The 19,215-nt window shown below is 74.0% G+C and carries 17 protein-coding genes and 1 pseudogene; 11 read left to right on the forward strand and 7 right to left on the reverse strand.

Going from position 1 to position 19,215, the window contains the following annotated elements; genetic code table 11:
- Positions 1–108: 108 nt before the first annotated feature.
- The gene (locus ACFYON_RS24105; protein ID WP_387321100.1) at positions 109–1,281 is read right to left on the reverse strand and encodes a macrolide family glycosyltransferase; all 1,173 of its coding nucleotides are present in this window, start codon (positions 1,279–1,281) and stop codon (positions 109–111) included.
- Positions 1,282–1,408: 127 nt separating this feature from the next.
- Here ACFYON_RS24105 and ACFYON_RS24110 point away from each other — a divergent pair, with 127 nt between their 5' ends.
- Positions 1,409–2,002: a TetR/AcrR family transcriptional regulator gene (locus ACFYON_RS24110; protein ID WP_355047553.1), complete on the forward strand. Its 594-nt coding sequence runs from the start codon at positions 1,409–1,411 to the stop codon at positions 2,000–2,002.
- Here ACFYON_RS24110 and ACFYON_RS24115 read toward each other — a convergent pair.
- Positions 1,982–2,727, reverse strand: a pseudogene (locus tag ACFYON_RS24115) (SDR family oxidoreductase). The gene ACFYON_RS24110 and the pseudogene ACFYON_RS24115 sit on opposite strands and share 21 nt — an antisense overlap.
- A gap of 508 nt (positions 2,728–3,235) precedes the next feature.
- Between ACFYON_RS24115 and ACFYON_RS24120 the strand changes: the two are divergent.
- The gene (locus tag ACFYON_RS24120; protein WP_354869434.1) at positions 3,236–3,481 is read left to right on the forward strand and encodes a hypothetical protein; all 246 of its coding nucleotides are present in this window, start codon (positions 3,236–3,238) and stop codon (positions 3,479–3,481) included.
- Here ACFYON_RS24120 and ACFYON_RS24125 read toward each other — a convergent pair.
- Positions 3,478–4,335, reverse strand: a complete 858-nt coding sequence (locus ACFYON_RS24125; RefSeq protein WP_387190054.1) for an MBL fold metallo-hydrolase — start codon at positions 4,333–4,335, stop codon at positions 3,478–3,480. The genes ACFYON_RS24120 and ACFYON_RS24125 overlap by 4 nt on opposite strands.
- A 43-nt stretch (positions 4,336–4,378) precedes the next feature.
- On the opposite strand from ACFYON_RS24125, the gene ACFYON_RS24130 reads away from it, so the two are divergent.
- From ACFYON_RS24130 to ACFYON_RS24140, 3 genes are read left to right on the forward strand one after another with little or no spacing between them, the layout of a single operon-like run.
- The gene (locus ACFYON_RS24130; RefSeq protein WP_387190051.1) at positions 4,379–5,365 is read left to right on the forward strand and encodes a hypothetical protein; all 987 of its coding nucleotides are present in this window, start codon (positions 4,379–4,381) and stop codon (positions 5,363–5,365) included.
- A gap of 39 nt (positions 5,366–5,404) precedes the next feature.
- Entirely contained in the window at positions 5,405–6,181 is a 777-nt protein-coding gene (locus tag ACFYON_RS24135) for a class I SAM-dependent methyltransferase (protein WP_387190048.1), read from the forward strand.
- Positions 6,178–6,744 (forward strand): maleylpyruvate isomerase N-terminal domain-containing protein, encoded by a 567-nt coding sequence (locus ACFYON_RS24140; RefSeq protein WP_354869443.1) that lies wholly within the window; start codon positions 6,178–6,180, stop codon positions 6,742–6,744. The genes ACFYON_RS24135 and ACFYON_RS24140 overlap by 4 nt, the downstream gene beginning before the upstream one ends.
- A 7-nt stretch (positions 6,745–6,751) precedes the next feature.
- Here the strand turns inward: ACFYON_RS24140 and ACFYON_RS24145 are convergent, their stop codons facing one another.
- Positions 6,752–7,222 (reverse strand): DUF1992 domain-containing protein, encoded by a 471-nt coding sequence (locus tag ACFYON_RS24145; protein ID WP_354869445.1) that lies wholly within the window; start codon positions 7,220–7,222, stop codon positions 6,752–6,754.
- 134 nt (positions 7,223–7,356) lie between these two features.
- Between ACFYON_RS24145 and ACFYON_RS24150 the strand changes: the two genes are divergently transcribed.
- Positions 7,357–7,752, forward strand: a complete 396-nt coding sequence (locus ACFYON_RS24150) for a YkvA family protein (RefSeq protein WP_387190044.1) — start codon at positions 7,357–7,359, stop codon at positions 7,750–7,752.
- On the opposite strand, the gene ACFYON_RS24155 is transcribed toward ACFYON_RS24150, so the two are convergent.
- Positions 7,747–8,289 (reverse strand): GNAT family N-acetyltransferase, encoded by a 543-nt coding sequence (locus ACFYON_RS24155; protein ID WP_387190041.1) that lies wholly within the window; start codon positions 8,287–8,289, stop codon positions 7,747–7,749. The two genes, ACFYON_RS24150 and ACFYON_RS24155, sit on opposite strands and share 6 nt — an antisense overlap.
- A gap of 128 nt (positions 8,290–8,417) precedes the next feature.
- Here ACFYON_RS24155 and ACFYON_RS24160 point away from each other — a divergent pair, with 128 nt between their 5' ends.
- The gene (locus ACFYON_RS24160) at positions 8,418–9,068 is read left to right on the forward strand and encodes a LysE family translocator (RefSeq protein ID WP_387321055.1); all 651 of its coding nucleotides are present in this window, start codon (positions 8,418–8,420) and stop codon (positions 9,066–9,068) included.
- Between the two features lie 43 nt (positions 9,069–9,111).
- Here ACFYON_RS24160 and ACFYON_RS24165 read toward each other — a convergent pair whose 3' ends face one another.
- Positions 9,112–11,121 (reverse strand): beta-galactosidase, encoded by a 2,010-nt coding sequence (locus ACFYON_RS24165; protein WP_387190038.1) that lies wholly within the window; start codon positions 11,119–11,121, stop codon positions 9,112–9,114.
- 115 nt (positions 11,122–11,236) lie between these two features.
- Here ACFYON_RS24165 and ACFYON_RS24170 point away from each other — a divergent pair, with 115 nt between their 5' ends.
- The 4 genes from ACFYON_RS24170 to ACFYON_RS24185 all read left to right on the forward strand — a co-directional run bounded on the left by ACFYON_RS24170 (position 11,237) and on the right by ACFYON_RS24185 (position 18,517).
- Positions 11,237–13,600 carry a TIM-barrel domain-containing protein gene (locus ACFYON_RS24170; protein ID WP_387190035.1) on the forward strand — a complete coding sequence of 788 codons (2,364 nt, stop codon included), beginning with the start codon at positions 11,237–11,239 and terminating at the stop codon, positions 13,598–13,600.
- Positions 13,601–13,648: 48 nt separating this feature from the next.
- Complete coding sequence (locus ACFYON_RS24175) at positions 13,649–14,845, forward strand: ROK family protein (protein WP_387190032.1); 1,197 nt, start codon at positions 13,649–13,651, stop codon at positions 14,843–14,845.
- A 241-nt stretch (positions 14,846–15,086) separates the two neighbouring features.
- Positions 15,087–17,495 carry a glycoside hydrolase family 3 C-terminal domain-containing protein gene (locus ACFYON_RS24180; RefSeq protein WP_387190029.1) on the forward strand — a complete coding sequence of 803 codons (2,409 nt, stop codon included), beginning with the start codon at positions 15,087–15,089 and terminating at the stop codon, positions 17,493–17,495.
- Complete coding sequence (locus tag ACFYON_RS24185; RefSeq protein WP_387190026.1) at positions 17,492–18,517, forward strand: LacI family DNA-binding transcriptional regulator; 1,026 nt, start codon at positions 17,492–17,494, stop codon at positions 18,515–18,517. The genes ACFYON_RS24180 and ACFYON_RS24185 overlap by 4 nt, the downstream gene beginning before the upstream one ends.
- Before the next feature lie 53 nt (positions 18,518–18,570).
- On the opposite strand, the gene ACFYON_RS24190 is transcribed toward ACFYON_RS24185, so the two are convergent.
- Positions 18,571–19,095: a hypothetical protein gene (locus tag ACFYON_RS24190; protein WP_387321058.1), complete on the reverse strand. Its 525-nt coding sequence runs from the start codon at positions 19,093–19,095 to the stop codon at positions 18,571–18,573.
- Between the last annotated feature and the right edge of the window lie 120 nt (positions 19,096–19,215).

A 19,215-nucleotide genomic window follows, 5' to 3' on the forward strand; every position in this document is an offset into this window, starting at 1 on the left:
CGCGCCTGCCCCCGCCCCCCCCCCCCCCCCCCCCCCGCCGCCCCCCCCCCCCCCCCCCCCCCCCCCCCCCCCCCCCCCCCCCCCCCCCCCCCCCCCCCCCCCCGCTTCTCACCCGCCGCGCGCCGCGCCGAGTTCGGCCTCGATCAGATCGGCGGCCCGGTCCGCGCCCCCGGCGGCGCGGGCCCGCCGCTGCAGCTCGGCGCTGCGGGCCACCACTGTCGGGTCCGAGGTGAGGGCCAGCAGCGTCGCACGCAGCTCCGCGGCGGTGACGCCGGTCGAGTCGACGACCCGGGCGACGCCGAGGGCGGCCAGTTGCTCGGCGTTGGCGAACTGGTCGGCCGCCTGCGGTACGGCGATCATCGGCGTACCGCAGTAGAGACCTTCGCTGCTGCCGCCCATGCCGGCGTGGGTGACGAAGGCATCCGCCTGCTCCAGTACGGCCAGCTGCGGCACCCACCGGTGAACCTCGACGCTGTCCGGGACGGGACCGAGTTCGGCCGGGTCGACGTACTTGCCGATCTGGAGAACGGTGTGCCAGCCGGGCAGATCGCCGAACGCGGCGACGCAGCGGCGGTAGAACTCGGGCCGCTGGGTGAAGGCGGAGCCGAGCGAGACGAGCAGCACCTTCTCGGCGTGCTCCGGTCGTACCCAGGAACCCTGGTCGGCGCGGTCGCCCAGGACCGGGCCGACGAAGCTGTAGACCGACCGGTCCACCCGGTCGGCGTTCGGCTGGAGCGCCTCCGGCGGCAGGACGAGGCTGCGGGGCGGCCGGCCCTGGAACGCCATGCTGTCGGTGACCGACGAACCCTCCGCCGTCAGCCATGCCGTGAACCGCTGGTAGTACTCGGCGCCGCGGGGATCGGCCCGCATCGCCTCCACGACGGGCGCCATCTCCTGCTCGTAGCCGTCCCAGGCGACGAACGTCGAGGAGAGCTGGACGGCCGGGATCCCCCACTGCTCGCCGAGCAGCCGGGCAGGCGCGCCGGCGATGTCGTAGAGGAACAGGTCCGGCCGGTCGCCGGCGTAGGCGGCCCGCAGCTGCGGCAGCATGGCGACGGCGTCGTCGAGGAAGAGCGTGAGCTGCGCGATCGGGTCGTCGGTTCCGGCGCCGCCGTCGCCGGGCAGCGTCGAGGCGTACGGCTTCAGCTCCGCGCCGGTGGACCGGATGACCTCGGCGAAGGCGGGGTCGTTGGCGTAGGTGACCCGGTGGCCGCGCCGCACGAGGGTACGAATGATATCCAGGCTCGGGTTGACGTGGCCGTGGAACGGAATGCTGACCATGGCGATGTGCGGCAAGGGGTCTCCTGATCTCTGCTGAGACGAGACGTCCCGTCTCGCTTACCCAGCAGAGCATGGCGCGGCCTCGCCCGTCAAGACGATACGTCTCGTCTCGCTGTAGGCTGCCGCTGTGACCCCGCAGCCCACCCGCCGCAACGAGCAGTCCCGCCGCGCGATTCTCGCCGCCGCGCTGGAGCTGCTGACCGAGACCGGATACCAGACCCTGACCGTCGAGGCGATCGCCGCCCGCGCCGGGGTCGGCAAGCAGACCATCTACCGCTGGTGGCGTGGCAAGGGCGCGGTCATCCTGGACGCGCTCGCCGACAATGTGCCGGCGGCCCTCGCCCTGCCCGACACCGGCGACCTGCGGGCTGATCTGCGTGAGGTTCTCCGGGCCACCGTCGCCGAGTTCGCCGATCCACGGCTGTCCGCCACCACCCGCGCCATCACCATCGAGACACTCGCCGACGAGGACCTGGCCGGTCAGGCGCGCGACCGGCTGCTCCGCCCTCAGTTGAACGCGGTCCGCGCCCGCCTGGAGGCCGCCCGTGAGGCCGGCCAGGTCAGCCCCGACGCTCCCCTGGACCTGGTGGTGGAGTTGCTGTTCGGCCCGCTCTACCACCGCTGGCTGCTGCGCAACGGCCCACTCACCGACGACTACGCCGACGGCATCGTCGACCTGGTCGTCGCCGCGGTCACCCCGTCAGCGGGCGCCGGCCACTAGCCAGTCGTCGAAGCTGGTCGGCGCGATACGCGCGTCGTCGCCAGGCAGCAGCACGTTGCCTGCCATCGACGTACCGAACACACCCGACCACGTCGGGACAAGCCGGACCCGGCGACCCCGCGCCTCATTGGTACGCCGAGCCATGTCGACGAGATCCTCCGTCGCGGGCCCGGCGATGTCGACGTGGTGTCCCTGCGGTTCACCGACCGCGACCTCGGCGAGGATGTCGGCGACGTCCCGGGGTGCGATCGGTTGTACCAGCAGCGGCGCGACAGTGGCGGTGCCGTCGCGCTCGGTCCAGCCGGTGACCATCGCGGCGAAGTCGTGGAACTGGGTGGCCGGGACGATCGTCCACGGCACCGGCCCGCCTGCCGCCAGTCGCTCCTGCTCCCGCTTGCCCGCGTAGTGGGCGTTGTCGTCGACCCGGTGGATGCCGACGATCGACAGCAGCACGTGGTGCCGTACGCCGGCGCGCTGTTCGGCCGCCAGCAGGTTGCGCGTGAGGGCGCCGAGATACGCCATCGTCTCGGAACGCTCACGTGCCGCCACATTGGTCGTGTCGACCACTGACTCGACGCCGGCGAGCGCCTCGTCCAGCCCGTCGCCTTCAGGAGATCCACACCCTGCGAGCGGCTGATGCGTACGACGTCGTGGCCCTGCCGCTCCAGCGCGGCGACGGTGAGCGCCCCGATGCGGCCTGTTGCCCCGGCAACCGCGATCCGCATCGCCATCCCCCTCTCGGACGTACCCGCCTCACGGTAGTCGGTTGAGGACCGAGACACGGTCCCTCGCGGCACCACCGCCGCGCGCACATAACTGTCATTATGGTGTGATGAGTGTTTGCACCTTTTGTCGGACTCGGTATCGGATTTCCATTACCGGTAATCCATTAATGAGACAGAGCACAGGGTTGCCTCAGTATTGAGGTCTGGAAGGATCGAGGTGTGCGAGCCGCGAACCGGAGATGGGGGCACGTCGCCCTGATCCCCTGCCTGTTGCTCGGGGCGGCCGGTTGCACGAGGAAGGACGATGCGGAGCGGCCTGAACCGGCAGTGTCGCAGTCCGCCTCCCCCAGCGCACAGGCCGCGCCGCTGCCAGCGCTGCCTGAGGGCGGCCAGCGTCTGCGGTGCGCCGATTCGATCACCTGTGCTGCAACCCGACGAGTCATCCGATGGACCAGGGCCGACGCGTCTCTTCGCCAAATGGGGCCTGCTCGTACGGACCGGAGCGGCTGTGGAGGTGCGGGTGGTGCCCGGCTGGGAGGACCGCGCCCGCATCGGGTGGGGCCCGGGCGCCGCCCCGACGACCACGGTGCAGGTCGAGGCGTGCCCGGCCGCGAGCGCTCCGGCCGCGTGGTCGGTCTACACCGGCGGCACCTGGGTGGCGAGCCCGGCGTGCGTACCACTGGTGATCCGGTCTGAGGGACAGCAGGTCGAGGTCCGCCTGGCGATAGGCGCCGCGTGTGGCGAGAACAACTAGCGTTCCAACGGCCTGACGACCTCGAAGGGCTCCGGGAACCGTACGGCGATGCCGCTCTCCCGACTCTTGCGGTCGAGAAACGCCCTGGCCACGGCGAACTTGTCGAAGAACCCCGCCAGCGGCCGCAGCCCGCGGTCCAGGGAGACGAAGAAGTCGTCCCAGTGGATCGGCACGATCAGGCGGGGCCGGGTCGCGTCCACCACGTGCCGCCAGTAGTCGTCCCGGAACCGTTCGGACTGCACACCCAGCGCGCCGATCGCGAGGTAGACGACGTCGACGTCGAGCCCGTCGAAGGTGTGCGGGACGAAGTTGGCGCTCGGATGGACGAGCAGCGAGCCGTCGGGGTGGGTGACGAGGAACGAGAAGCAGCCGCCGTCGCGGTAACCGCTCGCCCTGACCGGCGGCACGAGCGGCTTCTCGATCGTGCCGGGAAACCTGTTGCCCGGGCTATGGACGCCGGCGAGCACGCGCACGGTGAACGCGCCGACGCGGTGTTCGTCGCCGTCGGCGATGCGGGTCATCGACTGCTCGGCGAGGCCCGCGCCGCGTCCCACGTTCAGCGTCGACTCGGAGCCGAACAGCCGGCCGCCGAGGTGCTTGACGACCACGGGGGCGTCCATGACGTGGTCGTAGTGCGAGTGGGCGACGAAGAGCGCGTCAAGGCGGGTCAGGCCGGCCCGAGAGAGCGCACTGGTGATCCGCCCGAGGTCGGGAGCCACGCGACCAAGCGCGACACGGAGCAGAGAGGGCCTGCTCAGGAAGCCGTCGATCAGGATGCCCGACGTCCCGTCGGACACGTGAACGGTCGACGTGCCGAAGAAGATGGACTCGACCGACGCTCCACTGGAGCCCATTCGTACATGGTAGTGCCGTCGCTGCGGCGAATACCATGCCGCGGTGATCAAGAATCAGCCGGAAGCGCCGGTCGGCCCGGAACAGTTCCGGGCGCACGCGGCGAACCTGGACGCCGTACGGTCGCTGCTCGGTGAGGTCCACGCCGCCCAGGAGCGAGCCGGGCAGGACGTGGCGGCCTTCGGTTCGGTGGCCGGCTGGCTGCTGTCCGGCATGCACGACCGCCACGTCAGGCAGCAGGAGCTGATCGCGTACGTGGAAGAGACGATGTTCTCGTGGGCGGACCTGCTGCGCCGGGTGGCCGACGGCGACCAGGAGTTGAAGACGATCGTTCGTCACGACGACGACGTCGCCACCCGTGACGGCACGCCGGTGGTGGAAGGGCCGGAACACTCGTTCGAGGGTCTCCAGGCCGGCGTGACCTCGCGGGTCGAGCAGCGGGAATGGATCGCCGCACCACTGGCCGACGCCGCGCCCGTGGCCGAGTTCGCCGCGCCGGTCGACGACTGGTACGCCGCCCTGCGCGTCGGCGGCCTGGAGTACGCCCTGACGCACATCGAGCCGCTGCGTCACCTGATCGACGGCCTCGCCGGCCTGCCGCGGGTCGTCGCGTGCGACGCCGACGGATGGGAGGCGAACGGCAGGGACCTGTTGTGTCTGAGCGTGCTCCTGAGGCAGTGCGTGGCCGAGGACATGCCGCGGCGCGACCGGCTGGACGTCCGGTCGTATCACGCCCGGATGGCGTACAACGTCGATGCCCTCCTCGGGCTCGCCGAGGTCGCCGCGAGCATGGCCGTGATCACGAGGCACGCCGGCGAGCTGGTCGGCCTCACCACCGACATCGTCCGTGGCGTCATCGGTGACCTGTTCGCCCGGGTGATCGCCTGGGTCACCGGCGTGCCCGCCGGCATCCCCGTACCGTCGGCCGGCGTGCAATTCGGCATCGTGGTGGTGACGGCGTGGCGCATCCACGCCTACATCGACGCGCTGGAGACGAGCATCGGTGAGCTCTCGCGCAGCGTGGACGGCTAGCCCCACGCGGCGATCGCCGGCCGTCGATAGGGTGACCGGATGGATGAGGACGCACGACGCCGGCACTCGTCGTCGTTCGGCGCGGCGGCGACCGCCTACGCCGAACACCGCCCGGACTACGCGCCGGCCGCCGTGCGGTGGGCGCTCGAACCCGCACCCGGCGCGCGGGTGCTCGACCTCGGCGCGGGCACCGGCAAGCTCACCGCCACACTGGCTCAGGTGAGCGGCGACGTGACGGCGGTCGAGCCGGACGAGGCCATGCTCGCCGAGCTGCGTCGCGCCGCGCCGGGCGTACGTGCGCTGCCCGGCAGCGCCGAGGCGATCCCGCTGCCGGACGCCTCCGTCGATGCCGTGGTCGCCGGCAACGCCATGCACTGGTTCGACATGGCCGTGGCCGGTCCGGAGATCGCCCGGGTCCTCGCGCCCGGCGGCGTCCTGGCCGGGCTGTGGAATGTGGTGGACGACCGGGTCGACTGGGTGGCCGGGCTGGCGGCGGTCAGCGGAAGCGCCGCGATCGGCCCCCGGGACACGCCAGCGAGCTGGCGCGTCGCCACGGCCGGCATGTACCTGCCGAGGACGGGCGAGGCCCGGTTCGACTCACCGGAGCAGGCGGAGTTCCCGCACGGGCAGCGCCGTACCGCCGACTCGCTCGTGGCGACGCTGGCCACCCGGGCCGGGATGCTGGTCATGCCGGAGCGGGAACGCACGCAGACACTCGATCGCATCCGCGCGTACCTGGCGAGCCGCCCGGAGACGGCCGACGGGGAGTTCACGCTGCCGATGCTCACCTGCGTGCTGCGGGTGCGGTGCAGGTGAACAGCGCGGACGTCCGGGCCGCCGCCGCCGCGATGACCGCCGTGCTGCGGCCCGCCACCGACCGGGACTGGACGGGACGCGCGGGAGACCTGGACTGGTCCTGCTGGACCACCGCCGCGCACATCGCGCACGACCTGACCGCGTACGCCGGTCAGGTGTCCGGCCGGCCGGACGGCGGCTATCTCCCGTTCGACCTACGGGTACGCGCCGACGCGGCGCCCGCCGAGGTGCTGACTGTCGCGGCGTCGGCGGCCGGGATGCTCGCCGCCACCATCGACGCCGCGAGCCCGGACGACCGGGCGTGGCACTTCGGCCCGTGCGATCCGGGCGGTTTCGCCGCGATGGGCGTGGCCGAGATCCTGCTGCACACCCACGACCTGACCCGAGGGCTCGGGCTGGACTGGTCGCCACCGGCCGAGTTGTGCGCCCGGGTGGTGCGCCGGTTGTTCCCGGACGCCCCGGAGGGCGACCCGGCGCCGGTGCTGCTGTGGCTGACCGGACGCGCACCGCTCGGCGACCGGCCACGACGTACCGCCTGGACCTGGCAGGCGGCGCGTCCCTGACGCGTTGTCAGCGGCGCCACCAGCGCCAACGGCGGCGCGGGCGGGTCTGGGCGGCGCGCGGCGGCTCGGGCGCCGCGACGCCCGGCCTGGCGCGTTCCCGGTCGGCCCGCCAGCGGCGCACCGCCTCTTCGACGTTCACCGGGCGGACGACCACGCGCGGCCCGGTCGGGGTACGCAGCCAGGCCACCACCTCGGTGTTGAGGGCCGCCACGTACGACCGGACGGACTCCTCGGTCGGCAGGTCGCGCAGCTCGGCCGGAAGCTGTTCGATGCGGCGGCGCAGTTGCAGCGGCGTGGGCAGCAGCAGGTCGGACGGGATCTGCTCGCGCTCCATGAAGCTGCGGATCCACCAGCCCTCGTCGTAGGGCGTGTCGCGGCCCGGGATGGGTTTGCCGGCGCCCGGCAGGTTGTCGAACTCGCCGCGCTCCTGGGCCGAGCGGATCTGCGCCTCGACCGCGGCCTCCCAGCTTGTCGTCACCGCCGTCACCTCCCCTACCCACGTTATCCGCCGCCGTCCGACAAGGGTCAGCGTCGCCCGCGGCCGGGCTGTTCCCGTAGGCCGGGCGGGGCCGCCGCGTAGCGTGCCACCGGGTACGAAAAAGGGGTGACGGCGTGCGGGACTGGGTCATCGGCCTCGCTGTGGCGACGGCCTGCCTGGTCGTGAGCTGGGCGGTGCTGGTGCTGCTGGCCCGGCGCCTGCCGCCGGGGATGCTGCGCGATCTGGCCGCGTTCGTGCCCGACTGCGTGACGGCCGTGCGACGGCTGCGCCGCGATCCGCGCGTGCCCCGCCGTGCCCGGGTCGCGATCGTCGTCGCCGGGCTCTGGGTGGCCAGTCCGATCGACCTGATCCCGGAGTTCCTGCCGGTGATCGGCCCGCTGGACGACATCGTGGTGGTGGCGCTCGCGCTGCGCTACGCCGCCCGGCAGGTGCTGCTCGACGCGTGGCCGGGCGAGCCGCGTCTGCTGCTGCGCCTGCTCGGCGGCACTGTCACGTCTCCTCCGTCATGAGACCGGCCGGTGGCGGACGTGGCGGTGGCCGTCCCGGGGGAACGGCGGGCGGGCCGGCAGCACCTCGGCGAAGGCGTACCCGCTCTTCTCCGCCACCCGGCAGGAGGCCGGGTTGTCGACCTGGTGCAGCAGTTCCAGGTGGGTCAGGCCGACGGCGGCGAACCGGGCGAACGCCCACGCGGTGACCGCCTCCACCGCCCGTGGCGCGACGCCCCGGCCGCGCGCCGGAGCGGCCGTCCAGTAGCCGACCTCGGCGGCCGGGCGTCCCGGGCGGACGTCCTTGAGCACCACGCAGGCCACCACCTGCTCCCCCTCCAGCGCCGCGAACATGAACCGGTGCCCGGCCGCCCAGCCGTGGTGGCTGCGGCGCAGGAACACCCGCGCCTGCGCCGGTCCGGTCACCGGATGACGGGTCCAGGCGCGCAGCACCGGATCCCGGTAGGCCTCGATCAGCGCGTCGGCGTCACAGTCGCGCCACGGGCGCAGCAGCAGACCGGGTGCGGTCGAAGTGGCCGGCGCGGACAGGACGATCGGCATGCGGCAAGTATCACCGCCGCGCACCCGATCACGTGACCCGCGCAACAGCCCACAACCGTCCCATGGGCGCTCGCGGACACCGGCAACCGGCGTAGGGTCCGGTTCACGGTCGGTAGCGGGGAGGCGACGTGGTCACTGTCGGCGCGGTGATGGGGATCGCCCTGGTGGCGCTCGGTCTGGTGCTCACACCCGGCCCGAACATGGTCTACCTGGTGTCCCGGTCGGTGACGCAGGGGCGGCGGGCCGGGCTGGTGTCGCTGCTCGGCGTGGCGGCCGGCTTCCTGGTCTACCTGGCCGCCGCGGTGGCCGGCATCGCCACCGTCTTCGTGCTGGTCCCGCCGCTGTACACGGCGGTGAAGCTCGCCGGTGCCGCCTATCTGCTGTGGCTGGCCTGGCGGACGCTGGGCCCGGGCGGCCGGTCGGCGTTCACCCCGGCGCCGCTGCCGCCGGACCGGCCCCGGCGCCTGTTCACCATGGGGCTGGTCACCAACCTGCTCAACCCGAAGATCGCCATCCTGTACGTGTCGCTGCTGCCGCAGTTCGTCGACCCGGCGCGCGGGCACGTGGCGGTGCAGAGCCTGCTGCTCGGCCTGACCCAGATCGTGGTGGCGCTGACCGTGAACGCGCTGATCGTGCTCAGCGCCGGGTCGGTGTCGGCATTCCTCACCCGCCGGCCGGGCTGGGCGCGGCTGCAGCGGTGGGTGATGGGCACCGTGCTGGCGGCGCTCGCGGTGCGGATCGCCGCCGACCGCTCCCGCGCCGCCGTCGCCACCCCCTGACCCGGGGTACGCGCGTCAGCCCGTGAACACCGCCGGGGCGGCGTCACGGGTTCTCCTCGCGCACCACCGCCACACCACCCGGTGCCACGGTCAATACGCCGTCGACCGCCGCGCCGGTCAGCAGTTCTAACCCCGCAGCCGGCACCCGCTGTGGTTCCTCGGTGTGGTTGAGCAGGTAGAGCAGGGTCCCGTCGCCGTCGTGGCGGCGTACCGCCTCGACGCCCGGCGGCGCGTCCGGGCAGGCAGGGGTGACACCGGCGAGCCGGGCCGCCTCGGTGAGCAGCCGCCGGTAGGTGTCGTCGTCGGGGCGGGTGGAGACGTACCAGGCGTACGCGTCGCCGATCCGGCGCCGGGTGATCGCGGGCCGGCCGTCCAGCGCTCCCCCGGCGTACGCGCTGATCGTCTCCGCCCCGGCCGGGTGGACCGTCTCCGACCAGATCCGGCCGGTCCCGCCGCCGGTCAGCGGGACCCGCTGGTCGTCGGCGAGGGGATGGAACTCCTCGACCCGCACGCCGAGCAGGTCCCGGTACGCGCCCGGGTAGCCGCCGAGGCGTACCCGGGCGTGCTCGTCGGCGACGCCGCTGAGCCAGGTCACCAGCAGGTGCCCGCCCGCGTCGACGTGCCGGCGTACCCAGTCGACTGTGGCGTCCGAGGCCAGGTACAGGGCGGGGAGCACGAGCAGCCGGTGACCGTCGAGCGGAGCGCCGGGCGGCACCACGTCGGCGGTGACGCCCGCGTGCCACAGCGTCCGGTGCGCGGCGGCCGCCTCGCCGCTGTGGTCGAGTCCGGCGCGGGGCATCCCCGGGTGCCGCAGCGCCCAGTCGCTCGCCGCGTCGTACGCGATGGCCACGCCTGCCTCGACGCGGCCCGGTGCGGTCCCGGCGAGCCGGGCCAGCGCGGAGCCCAGGTCGGTGGCCTCGCGGAACACGCGGGTGTCGGCTCCGGCGTGCGACACCACGGCGGAGTGGAAGCGTTCCGCGCCGCCGGCCGGGGCACGCCACTGGAAGAACATCACCCCGGCGGAGCCGCGCGCGACGTGGGCGAGGCTGTGCCGGGTCATCCGGCCGGGCTCCTTGGTGTGCATCCGCCCGGCGGTGTGGATCTGGTTGGGGGCGCTCTCCGTCAGCAGCCACGGCGCGGGCTCTCCGGCGCCGTGGCGCGCCCAGCCTCGGGTCAGGTCGGCGGCGAACGCGGTCTGCTCCTCCGCGCCCACGTCGATCGCCGACGGGTAGTGGTCGACGGCGACCAGGTCCACCTCGCGCGCCCAGCGGGCGTGGTCGACCGGCACCCAGTCGCCGAGGACGTAGTTGGTGGTGACCGGCACCGCCGGGTTCGCCGCGCGCAGCAGGTCCCGCTGCTCGGTGTACGCGGACAGCAACGTGTCGGACCAGAAGCGGCGGAAGTCGAGCAGTTGGCCGGGGTTGGCGAGGTACTGGGTGGCGCGGGGGGTGCCGACCTGCGCCCAGTCGGAGTAGTGCTGGCTCCAGAAGCTGGTGGCCCAGGCGTCGTTGAGCGCGTCGAGGTCGCCGTACCGGGTGGTGAGCCAGCGGCGGAACGCCGCCTCGGCGTGCGGGCAGTGGCAGGTGGTGCCGTACTCGTTGTGCACGTGCCACAGCGCCAGCGCCGGGTGGTGTGCGTAGCGGGCGGCCAGCACCCCGGCGATGTTCCGGGCGGCGTCCCGGTACGCGGGCGCGGCGGCGCAGTAGGTGTCCCGGCTGCCGTGGGTCAGGCGTACGCCGCCGACGGTGACCGGCAGCGCGTCCGGGTGACGCAGCGAGAACCACGGCGGCGGCGACGCGGTGGGGGTGGCCAGGGCGGCCCGGATGCCGCCGGAGTGCAGCAGGTCCAGCACGCGATCGAGCCAGTCGAGCGTGTAACGGCCGGGTTCGGGTTCCAGTCGGGACCAGGCGAACACGCCGACGGTGACCAGGTTGACCCCGGCGGCGCGCATCAGGCCGACGTCCTCGCGCCACACCCCGGGCGGCCACTGCTCCGGGTTCCAGTCCCCGCCGTAGCAGAGCCGGCCGTCGCCCCACAACGCTTTAGTTGGCATCCCGGCCAAAATAGGAAGAGGTGCGACGGAAAGTCAATGCCGTCGATCATTGACAGTTAGTTGGGATTCCAAAGAAACTGGCGGGACCACCCGTGGACGCCGCGAGGAGACGCCCATGCCGTACCGCCCGCCGCTGGTCCCGTACGAGACGTTCGTGGCCGACCCGCCCGACCTGCCGGTCCGCGCCCCCGGCGAGGAGGGCGCCGACGACGTGCTGCGGGCCGAGGTGGCCGCGACCGACGCGCACGGCGTCACGCTGACCGCGACCTGCACGTCCGGTCGCACGCTCGTCGCGCGCATCGAGGCCGCCGGGGACGGGATCATCCGGGTACGCCTCGCCGACGACCTCTCCGTCCGCAGCCGCTCCGCCGCAGCGCTGACGCTGGTCGACCCGCGGCCGCACCCGGCCACCGTGACCGTCGACGGCGACCACGTCCGCGTCGGCGCCGGTGGCGTGGTCGCCGAGCTGCGCCTGGACCCGTGGGGACTGCGCTTCCGCGCCCCCGACGGGCGGCTGCTGCTGGCCTCCGACGCCGGCACCCGGGACATCAGCGGCCGGCGGCGCACGCTGCCGCTGGGCCGCTCCACAGTCGACGGCGAGCCGGTCGCCTGGCACGAGAGCTTCGTCGCGCCCGGCGACGAACGGTTCGTCGGCTTCGGCGAGAAGTTCACGCCGCTGGACAAGCGCGGCCAGCGCCCGCTGATGTGGAACTTCGACGCCTTCGGCGGGGAGTCCGACCGCTCGCACAAGAACGTCCCGTTCTACCTGTCCGACCGCGGCTACGGCGTCCTGGTCGACAGCGGGCTGCCGGTGCAGTTCGACATGTGCGCCAGCACCCACAGCACCGTGCAGATCCTCGTCCCGGACGACCTGCTCGACTACTACGTGCTGGCCGGGCCCACCCCGGCCCAGGTGCTCGACCGGCTGGACACGCTCACCGGGCGGCCGTACCTGCCGCCGAGGTGGGCGTTCGGTGCGTGGATCTCGTCTGGCTTCTTCCCGGACAGCCAGCAGCGCGTGCTGGAACGGGCCCGGCGCCTCCGCGAGCGGGACATCCCCTGCGACGTGCTGCACCTGGACTGCTACTGGCAGGTCGCCGGGCACTGGTCGGACCTGCGCTGGGACGCCGACGCCTTCCCCGACCCGGACGGCATGCTCAAGGACCTCACCGAGCAGGGCTTCCGGGTGTGCCTCTGGATGAACCCGTATCTGATGACCGGCAGCCCGCTCTACGCCGAGGCCGAGGCCGCCGGGTACTTCCTGCGCCGCCCGGACGGCGGCACGTACGTCGCCGACACCTGGCACGGCAGCTACCCGGAATGCGCCGTCGTGGACCTCACCAACCCGGCCGCGGTGCGCTGGTTCCAGGGCCTGCTGCGACCGCTGCTGGCGCAGGGCGTCGCCGTGTTCAAGACCGACTTCGCCGAGGGCGTGCCCGCCGACGCGGTGGCACACAACGGCATGACCGGCGTCGAACTGCACAACGTGTACGCGTTGCTGTTCAACGACGCGGTAGCCGACGTCACCGAGGAGGTGGCCGGGCACCGCACCGTGTGGGCCCGCTCGTCGTACCTGGGCGGGCAGCGGCACAGCGCGCAGTGGAGCGGCGACGTCAACGCCACCTGGCCCGGCATGGCCAGCACGCTGCGCGGCGGCCTGTCCCACGGGCTGTCCGGGGTGCCGTTCTGGAGCCATGACACCGGCGGCTTCCACGGCACCCCCGAGCCGGACCTCTACGTGCGCTGGACCCAGTTCGGCGCGCTCTCCCCGCTGGTGCGGCTGCACGGCACCACCAGCCGGCTGCCGTGGGAGTTCCCGCCCGAGGCGGAACGACACGCGGTGGACGCGCTGCGGCTGCGCTACCGGCTGCTGCCGTACCTCTGGTCGGCTGCGGTGGCGAGCGCCCGCAACGGCGGCCCGATGATGCGGGCGCTGCTCGTCGACACCCCGGACGACCCGGTCGCGTGGGCCACCGACCTCCAGTACCGCCTCGGCCCCGACCTGCTGGTGGCGCCGGTGCTCGACCCGTCCGGGGAACGCGTCGTGTACCTGCCGGCCGGCGACGACTGGCTCGACGCGTACACCGGGCAGCGGCACCCCGGCGGACGGCACCTGCGGGTGAGCGTGCCGCTGGACCGGCTGCCGCTGTACGTGCGGCACGGCGCGCTGATTCCCACGGTGGCGCCCGCGGCGACGGTCGGAACGGGCCAGTTCCGGGACGTCACGCTGGTGGCCTGGGGCGGCGTCGACGGCGTGAGCGTGGTGCAGGACCCCGACGGCGACACCACGGTCACCGCCGTGCGCGACGGCGACACGCTGCGCGTACGCGTGGACGGACCGCTGGACGTGCGGCGGGTCGGCGTGGTCGGGGCGGACCCGCCGCGCCGGGTCGTGCTCGGCGGCGAGCCGGTGCCGGTGACGCCGTTCGCGCCGTGGTTCGGCGGCGGGGACCGGCCGGCCGGAACCTCCCCTATTTAGTTTAAGCTGTAGCCGAACTCGGGGCCGGGCGCAGGAGGCGGGCAGTACGTGATCAGCATCGACCGGCCGACGGCCGACCTCGGCGACGTGCGGGTGACCAACCGGGCCGCCGTGCTCCGGCACGTCCGCCGGCACGCCCCCTGCTCCCGGGCCGACGTGGCCGCACGGACCGGCCTGAACAAGGCGACCGTCTCCAGCCTGGTGGCCGAGCTGATCGAGCACGGCCTGCTGCGCGAGACCGGGCTGACCGAGAACCGGGTGGGCCGCCCCGCCACCATGCTCGTCCTCGACGGCTCTCGCTACGTCGGGCTCGGCCTGCGCGTGGGCGCGGACGAACTGGTGGCGGTCGCCGCCGGACTGGGCGGCGACCCGGTGCTCACCTGGCGGCGCGCGTTCCCCGCCGCTACCGCCGCTCCCGAGGAGACGGTGAAGGCGCTCGCCGCGCTGACCCGGCGTGCCGTCACCCGGGTCGGCGCGGACCGTACGGTGCTCGGCCTGACCATCGCCGTGCCCGGGCTGGTGGACCCCGACGGCGCCGTGCCGGCCGCCCCGGCGTTGGGCTGGCGCGGCGTGCCGCTGGCCGCGTCGGTCCGCCGCGCGCTGCGCGATCCCGGCTTCCCCGTCGCCGTCGACACCGAGGCCAACCTCGCCGTGCTGGCCGAGCGGCGGCACGGCCCGTACGCCGCCACGACCGACCTGATCCACCTCACCGGCGGTCCGGCGATCGGCGCGGGACTGATCAGCGGCGGCCGGCTGCTGCGCGGCGGCCGGGGCTTCGCCGGCGACGTCGGCCACCTGCCACTGGCGGCGGACGGCCCGCCGTGTGACTGCGGGCGGCGTGGTTGCCTCACCGCGCTGCTGGGCGTGGACGCGGTGGTCGGCCGTCTGCTGCCCGGCGCCGGGCCGGTCACCGACCATCTGCCGGAGGTCGAACGGATCCAGGCCCTGGCCCGCGCCGGGGACGAGCCGACACGGACCGGGCTCACCGAGATCGGCCGGTTGCTCGGGCAGGCGGCGTCGGTGCTGTCCGGGCTGCTCGACCCGGAGGTGGTGGTGGTCGGCGGGCACCTGGCGGCGCTCGCGCCGTGGCTGCTGCCGGCCGCCCACGCCGAGATCGCGTCCCGCGCGCCGGTCCCGCCCGGCGTACGGCTGGAGGCCAGCACGCTCGGGTCCGCAGCCGGTGCGCTGGGCGGGGCCACCGCCGCGCTGGCCACAGTGGAGGCGGGGCGGCTGCCCGCCGGTTGACCCCTTGACCGCACCGGCCGGAAGGTGTCAACCTCGGTAACGCCGCGTTCCGGGACCGGGCAACCCCGAAGCGGCGTGTTTTTCGGCGGTTGTCGAAGCGCTTCACCACCGCTCCGGGCCGACCCCGCCGACCGGCCACCACCACCCTTGACTCGCGTGCGCGCCGCCGCATCACCGGCTCGTTCGTCGAAGCGCTTCGACGAACGAGTGGCGACCCGTACGCCGACCGGAGGCGCCCACCATGACCGACCCCGTCCCCCACCGTCTGGACGACCTGCTGGCCCGGCTCACGCTGCCGGAGAAGCTCGGCCTGCTGCACCAGTGGCAGGCGCCGGTGCCCCGGCTCGGCCTGCGCCCGTTCCGCACCGGCACCGAGGCGCTGCACGGCGTCGCGTGGCTCGGCACCGCCACCGTCTTCCCGCAGGCGATCGGCCTGGCCGCGAGCTGGAACCCGGACCTGATCCGGGCCGTCGGCGCCGCCGTCGGCGACGAGGTGCGGGTCAAGCACCGGGCCGACCCGGATCGCGTCGGCCTCAACGTGTGGGCGCCGGTGGTCAACCCGCTGCGCGACCCCCGCTGGGGACGCAACGAGGAGGGCTGGTCCGAGGATCCGTGGCTGACCGGCCGGCTCGCCACCGCGTACGGCCTCGGGTTGCGCGGCGACCACCCGATCAGGCTGCGTACCGCGCCGACGCTCAAGCACTTCCTCGGCTACAACAACGAGACCGACCGGGCCACCACCTCCAGCGACCTGCCGCCACGGGTGCTGCACGAGTACGAGCTGCCGGCGTTCCGCGCCCCGCTGGCGGCTGGCGCGGCGGTGGCGGTGATGGCGTCGTACAACCTGGTCGACGGCGTGCCGGCGCACCTGAGCCCGCTGATCGAGGGCGAACTGCGCGGCTACGCCGACGACGACATCATGGTGGTCGGCGACGCCGGAGCCGTCGGCAACATCGCCGGCGTGCAGGAACACCTGCCCGACCACGTGGCCGGCTTCGCCGCCGCGCTGCGGGCCGGCATCGACAGCTTCACCGAGGACGACGAGGACAGTGCCCCCACTGTGGAGCGGCTCACCGAGGCGCTGGCCCGCGGTCTGATCGAGCCCGCCCACGTGGACCGGGCGGTGCGCCGGATCCTGTCCGTGCGGCTGCGCCTGGGCGACCTGGACCCGGACCCGCACGACGACGTGCCGCCCGACACGCTCGACAGCCTCGCCCACCGGGAACTCGCCCGCGAGGCCGCCCGCCAGTCGGTGGTGCTGCTGCGCAACGACGGCCTGCTGCCGCTGCGCCCCGGCACCCGGGTCGCGGTGCTCGGCCCGCTCGCCGACACCGTGCTCACCGACTGGTACAGCGGCACCCCGCCGTACGCGATCAGCGCGTACGCCGGGCTGCTCGGACGCCTGCCCGAGGTGACCACCCACCCCGGCACGGACCGGATCACGCTGCACGTCGGCGACCGGGCGGTACGCCACGACGGCGACGGCCCGCTGGCACTCGGCGACAGCCCGTCCGAGTTCGACGTGGTCGACTGGGGGCAGGACGTGGTGGCGCTGCGCGCCGTGGACACCGGCCGGTACGTCGGCGCCGACGACTCCGGGGCGCTCGTCGCCGACCGCGACGGACCGGGCGGCTGGGTGGTACGCGAGACGTTCCGCCTGCACCACCGGCCCGACGGGACCGCGCTGCTGCACCACCTGGCCACCGGCCGGCACGTCGGCGTCGCACCGGACGGGCGGCTGAGCGTCGCCACCGGCGACCCGGCCGTGTTCACAGTGACGCTGCTCGTGGACGGGGCCGCCGAGGCCGCCGCGCTGGCGGCCGCCGCCGACGCGGCGGTGGTGGTGCTCGGCAACCACCCGATGGTCAACGGCCGGGAGACCGAGGACCGTGCCGACCTGGCGCTGCCGACCGGCCAGGCGGAGCTGCTGCGGGCCGTGCACGCCGCGAACCCGCGTACCGTGCTGGCGCTGACGAGCAGCTACCCGTACGCGGTGGGCTGGGCGCAGGAACACCTGCCGGCCGTGCTGTGGAGCGCCCACGGCGGCCAGGAACACGGCAACGGGCTCGCCGACGTGCTGCTCGGCGCCGCCGACCCGGGCGGGCGGCTTACCCAGACCTGGTACGCCGACGCCGCCGAACTGCCCGACCTGCTCGACTACGACGTCATCGGCGCCGACGCCACCTACCTCTACCACCGGGGCGAGCCGCTGTACCCGTTCGGGCACGGGCTCAGCTACGCCGAGTTCGACTACGCTGACCTCCAGTTGAGCACCGCCACGGCGCGCGCCGGCGAGGAGGTGGAGGTGAGCGTCGAGGTCACCAACACGGGCCGCCGCCCGGGCACCGAGGTCGTGCAGCTCTACACCCGGCAGCGGCGCTCCCGGGTCAAGCAGCCGCTGCGGCAGTTGCGCGACTTCGCCCGCGTCACGCTCGACCCGGGCTGCGCCGCCCGGGTGACGATGCGGCTGCGTACCGCCGATCTGGCCTGGTGGGACGAGACGCGCGCCGCGATGGTGGTGGAGGACGCCGTCCACTCGGTGCTGGTCGGCCGGTCCGCGCGGGACATCCGGCTCGTCGGCGCGCTCACGGTGACCGGCGGCGACGCCACAGCCGAACCGGCGGGGACCAGCTTCGGGGCGGCCCGGTGACCGGCCGGAGCCCCGGTGAGCAGGTCACCATCGCCGACGTGGCCCGCCACGCCGGGGTGGCGGCCAGCACCGTGTCGTACGTGCTCAGCGGCAAACGCACCATCTCGGCCACCACCCGCGGCCGGGTGCTCGCCAGCGTCCGCGCGCTGGGCTACCACCCGCACGCCGGGGCCCGCGCGCTCGCCAGCCGCAAGGCGAACGTGATCGCCCTGGTGCTGCCGCTGCGTACCGGCATGCAGGTGCCGGTGGTGATGCGCTTCGCCACCGCGGTGGTCACCACCGCCCGCCGCCACGACCACGACGTGCTGCTGGTCACCGCCGACGAGGGGCCGGCGGGCCTGCACCGCATCGCCGGCAGCGCGCTCGTCGACGGCGTGCTGCTGATGGACGTGGAGCTGGAGGACTCCCGGGTGCCGTTGCTGCGGGAGCTGGCGCTACCGGGTGTCCTGATCGGGCACCCCGCCGACAGCACCGGCCTGGCCTGCGTGGACCTCGACTTCCGGCGCGCCGGTGAGCTGTGCGTGGAACACCTGGCCGCCGCCGGGCACCGGCGGATCGCGCTGCTCGGCGCGCCCGCCGCGGTCTACGACCGGGGCACCGGGTTCGCCCACCGCACCCGCGCCGGGGTACGCGCCGCCGCCGGGCGGCTCGGCGTCGACGCGGTGACCCGGCCCTGCGAGGAGGGACCGGCCGCGGTACGCCACGACCTGGAGGCGCTGCTCGCCGACCACCCGGACGTCACCGGGCTGGTGGTGCAGAACGAGTCGGCCGTCGGGCCGGTGCTGGCCACGCTGCCGCTGCTGGGCCGGCGGGTGCCCCGTGATGTGTCGGTGGTCGCGATCTGCCCGGACGAGCTGGCCGAACAGTCCGGGCTCACCGGCGTGCCGGTGCCCGCCGAGGAGGTCGGCCGGCAGGCGGTGGCGTTGCTGATGCGGCGGTTGAGCGGCGAGTCGGTGCCGGAGGTAACGTTGCTGGAGCCGCACCTGACAGTGCGGGACACCAGCGCCGGGACCGGCCGGTGACGGCGCACCGCGTCCACGACACGCGCCGGCCGACGACTGGACGGACGCGTTCCTCACCGGCAACGGCGAGCTGGGGCCGGGATCGGAGCGGCGGCTCGCCGTGCCGGCCGGAACCGCAGCGGCCAGGTGTCCCGGTTCGCCAGGACCAGCGCTAGCACGATGATCGGCAGCGAGGCGAGCCAGTACCGGTGAACCGGGGACCAGTTCGGCGTACCCGGCACCGGCCACGGCGAGTACGTCCCGCTGAGGAAGAGGCTTGCCGCCACGAGGACCGCCTGTGTGCCGGGCCCGGCCAGTGCCGCTGTCGACGTGTGCCAGTACCGGGCTGCGACGGCGGCCCCGGCGAGGCCGGTCAGCCCGCACACCGCGGCCTCGACGACGAGGTCCTTGGCGGGCCCGATGGCGGCCGCGCCCAAGGCGCTGCGAACCATCGCGTACAGCACCAGCCAGACGATCGCCGCCGGCACCAACATCACCATCAGCCGCAGCCACTGGCGCAGCCAACGCGGCATGGGCACGACTGTCAGCGGGGCCATCCGGTCCACCATCGCGAAGCTCACCGCCGCCCCGAACAGCACCGCTGCCGATCGTAGCCCCCACAGCCCGACCCCCGGTGCTGGGTCGTCGAGCAGGGCGGGCAGCACGGCAAGGCCCGACATCAACGCGGCTACGGCGGGCGGCCCCCACGGTACCGCGCG

The organism is Micromonospora sp. NPDC005686 (assembly GCF_042871665.1).
Lineage (GTDB): Bacteria > Actinomycetota > Actinomycetes > Mycobacteriales > Micromonosporaceae > Micromonospora.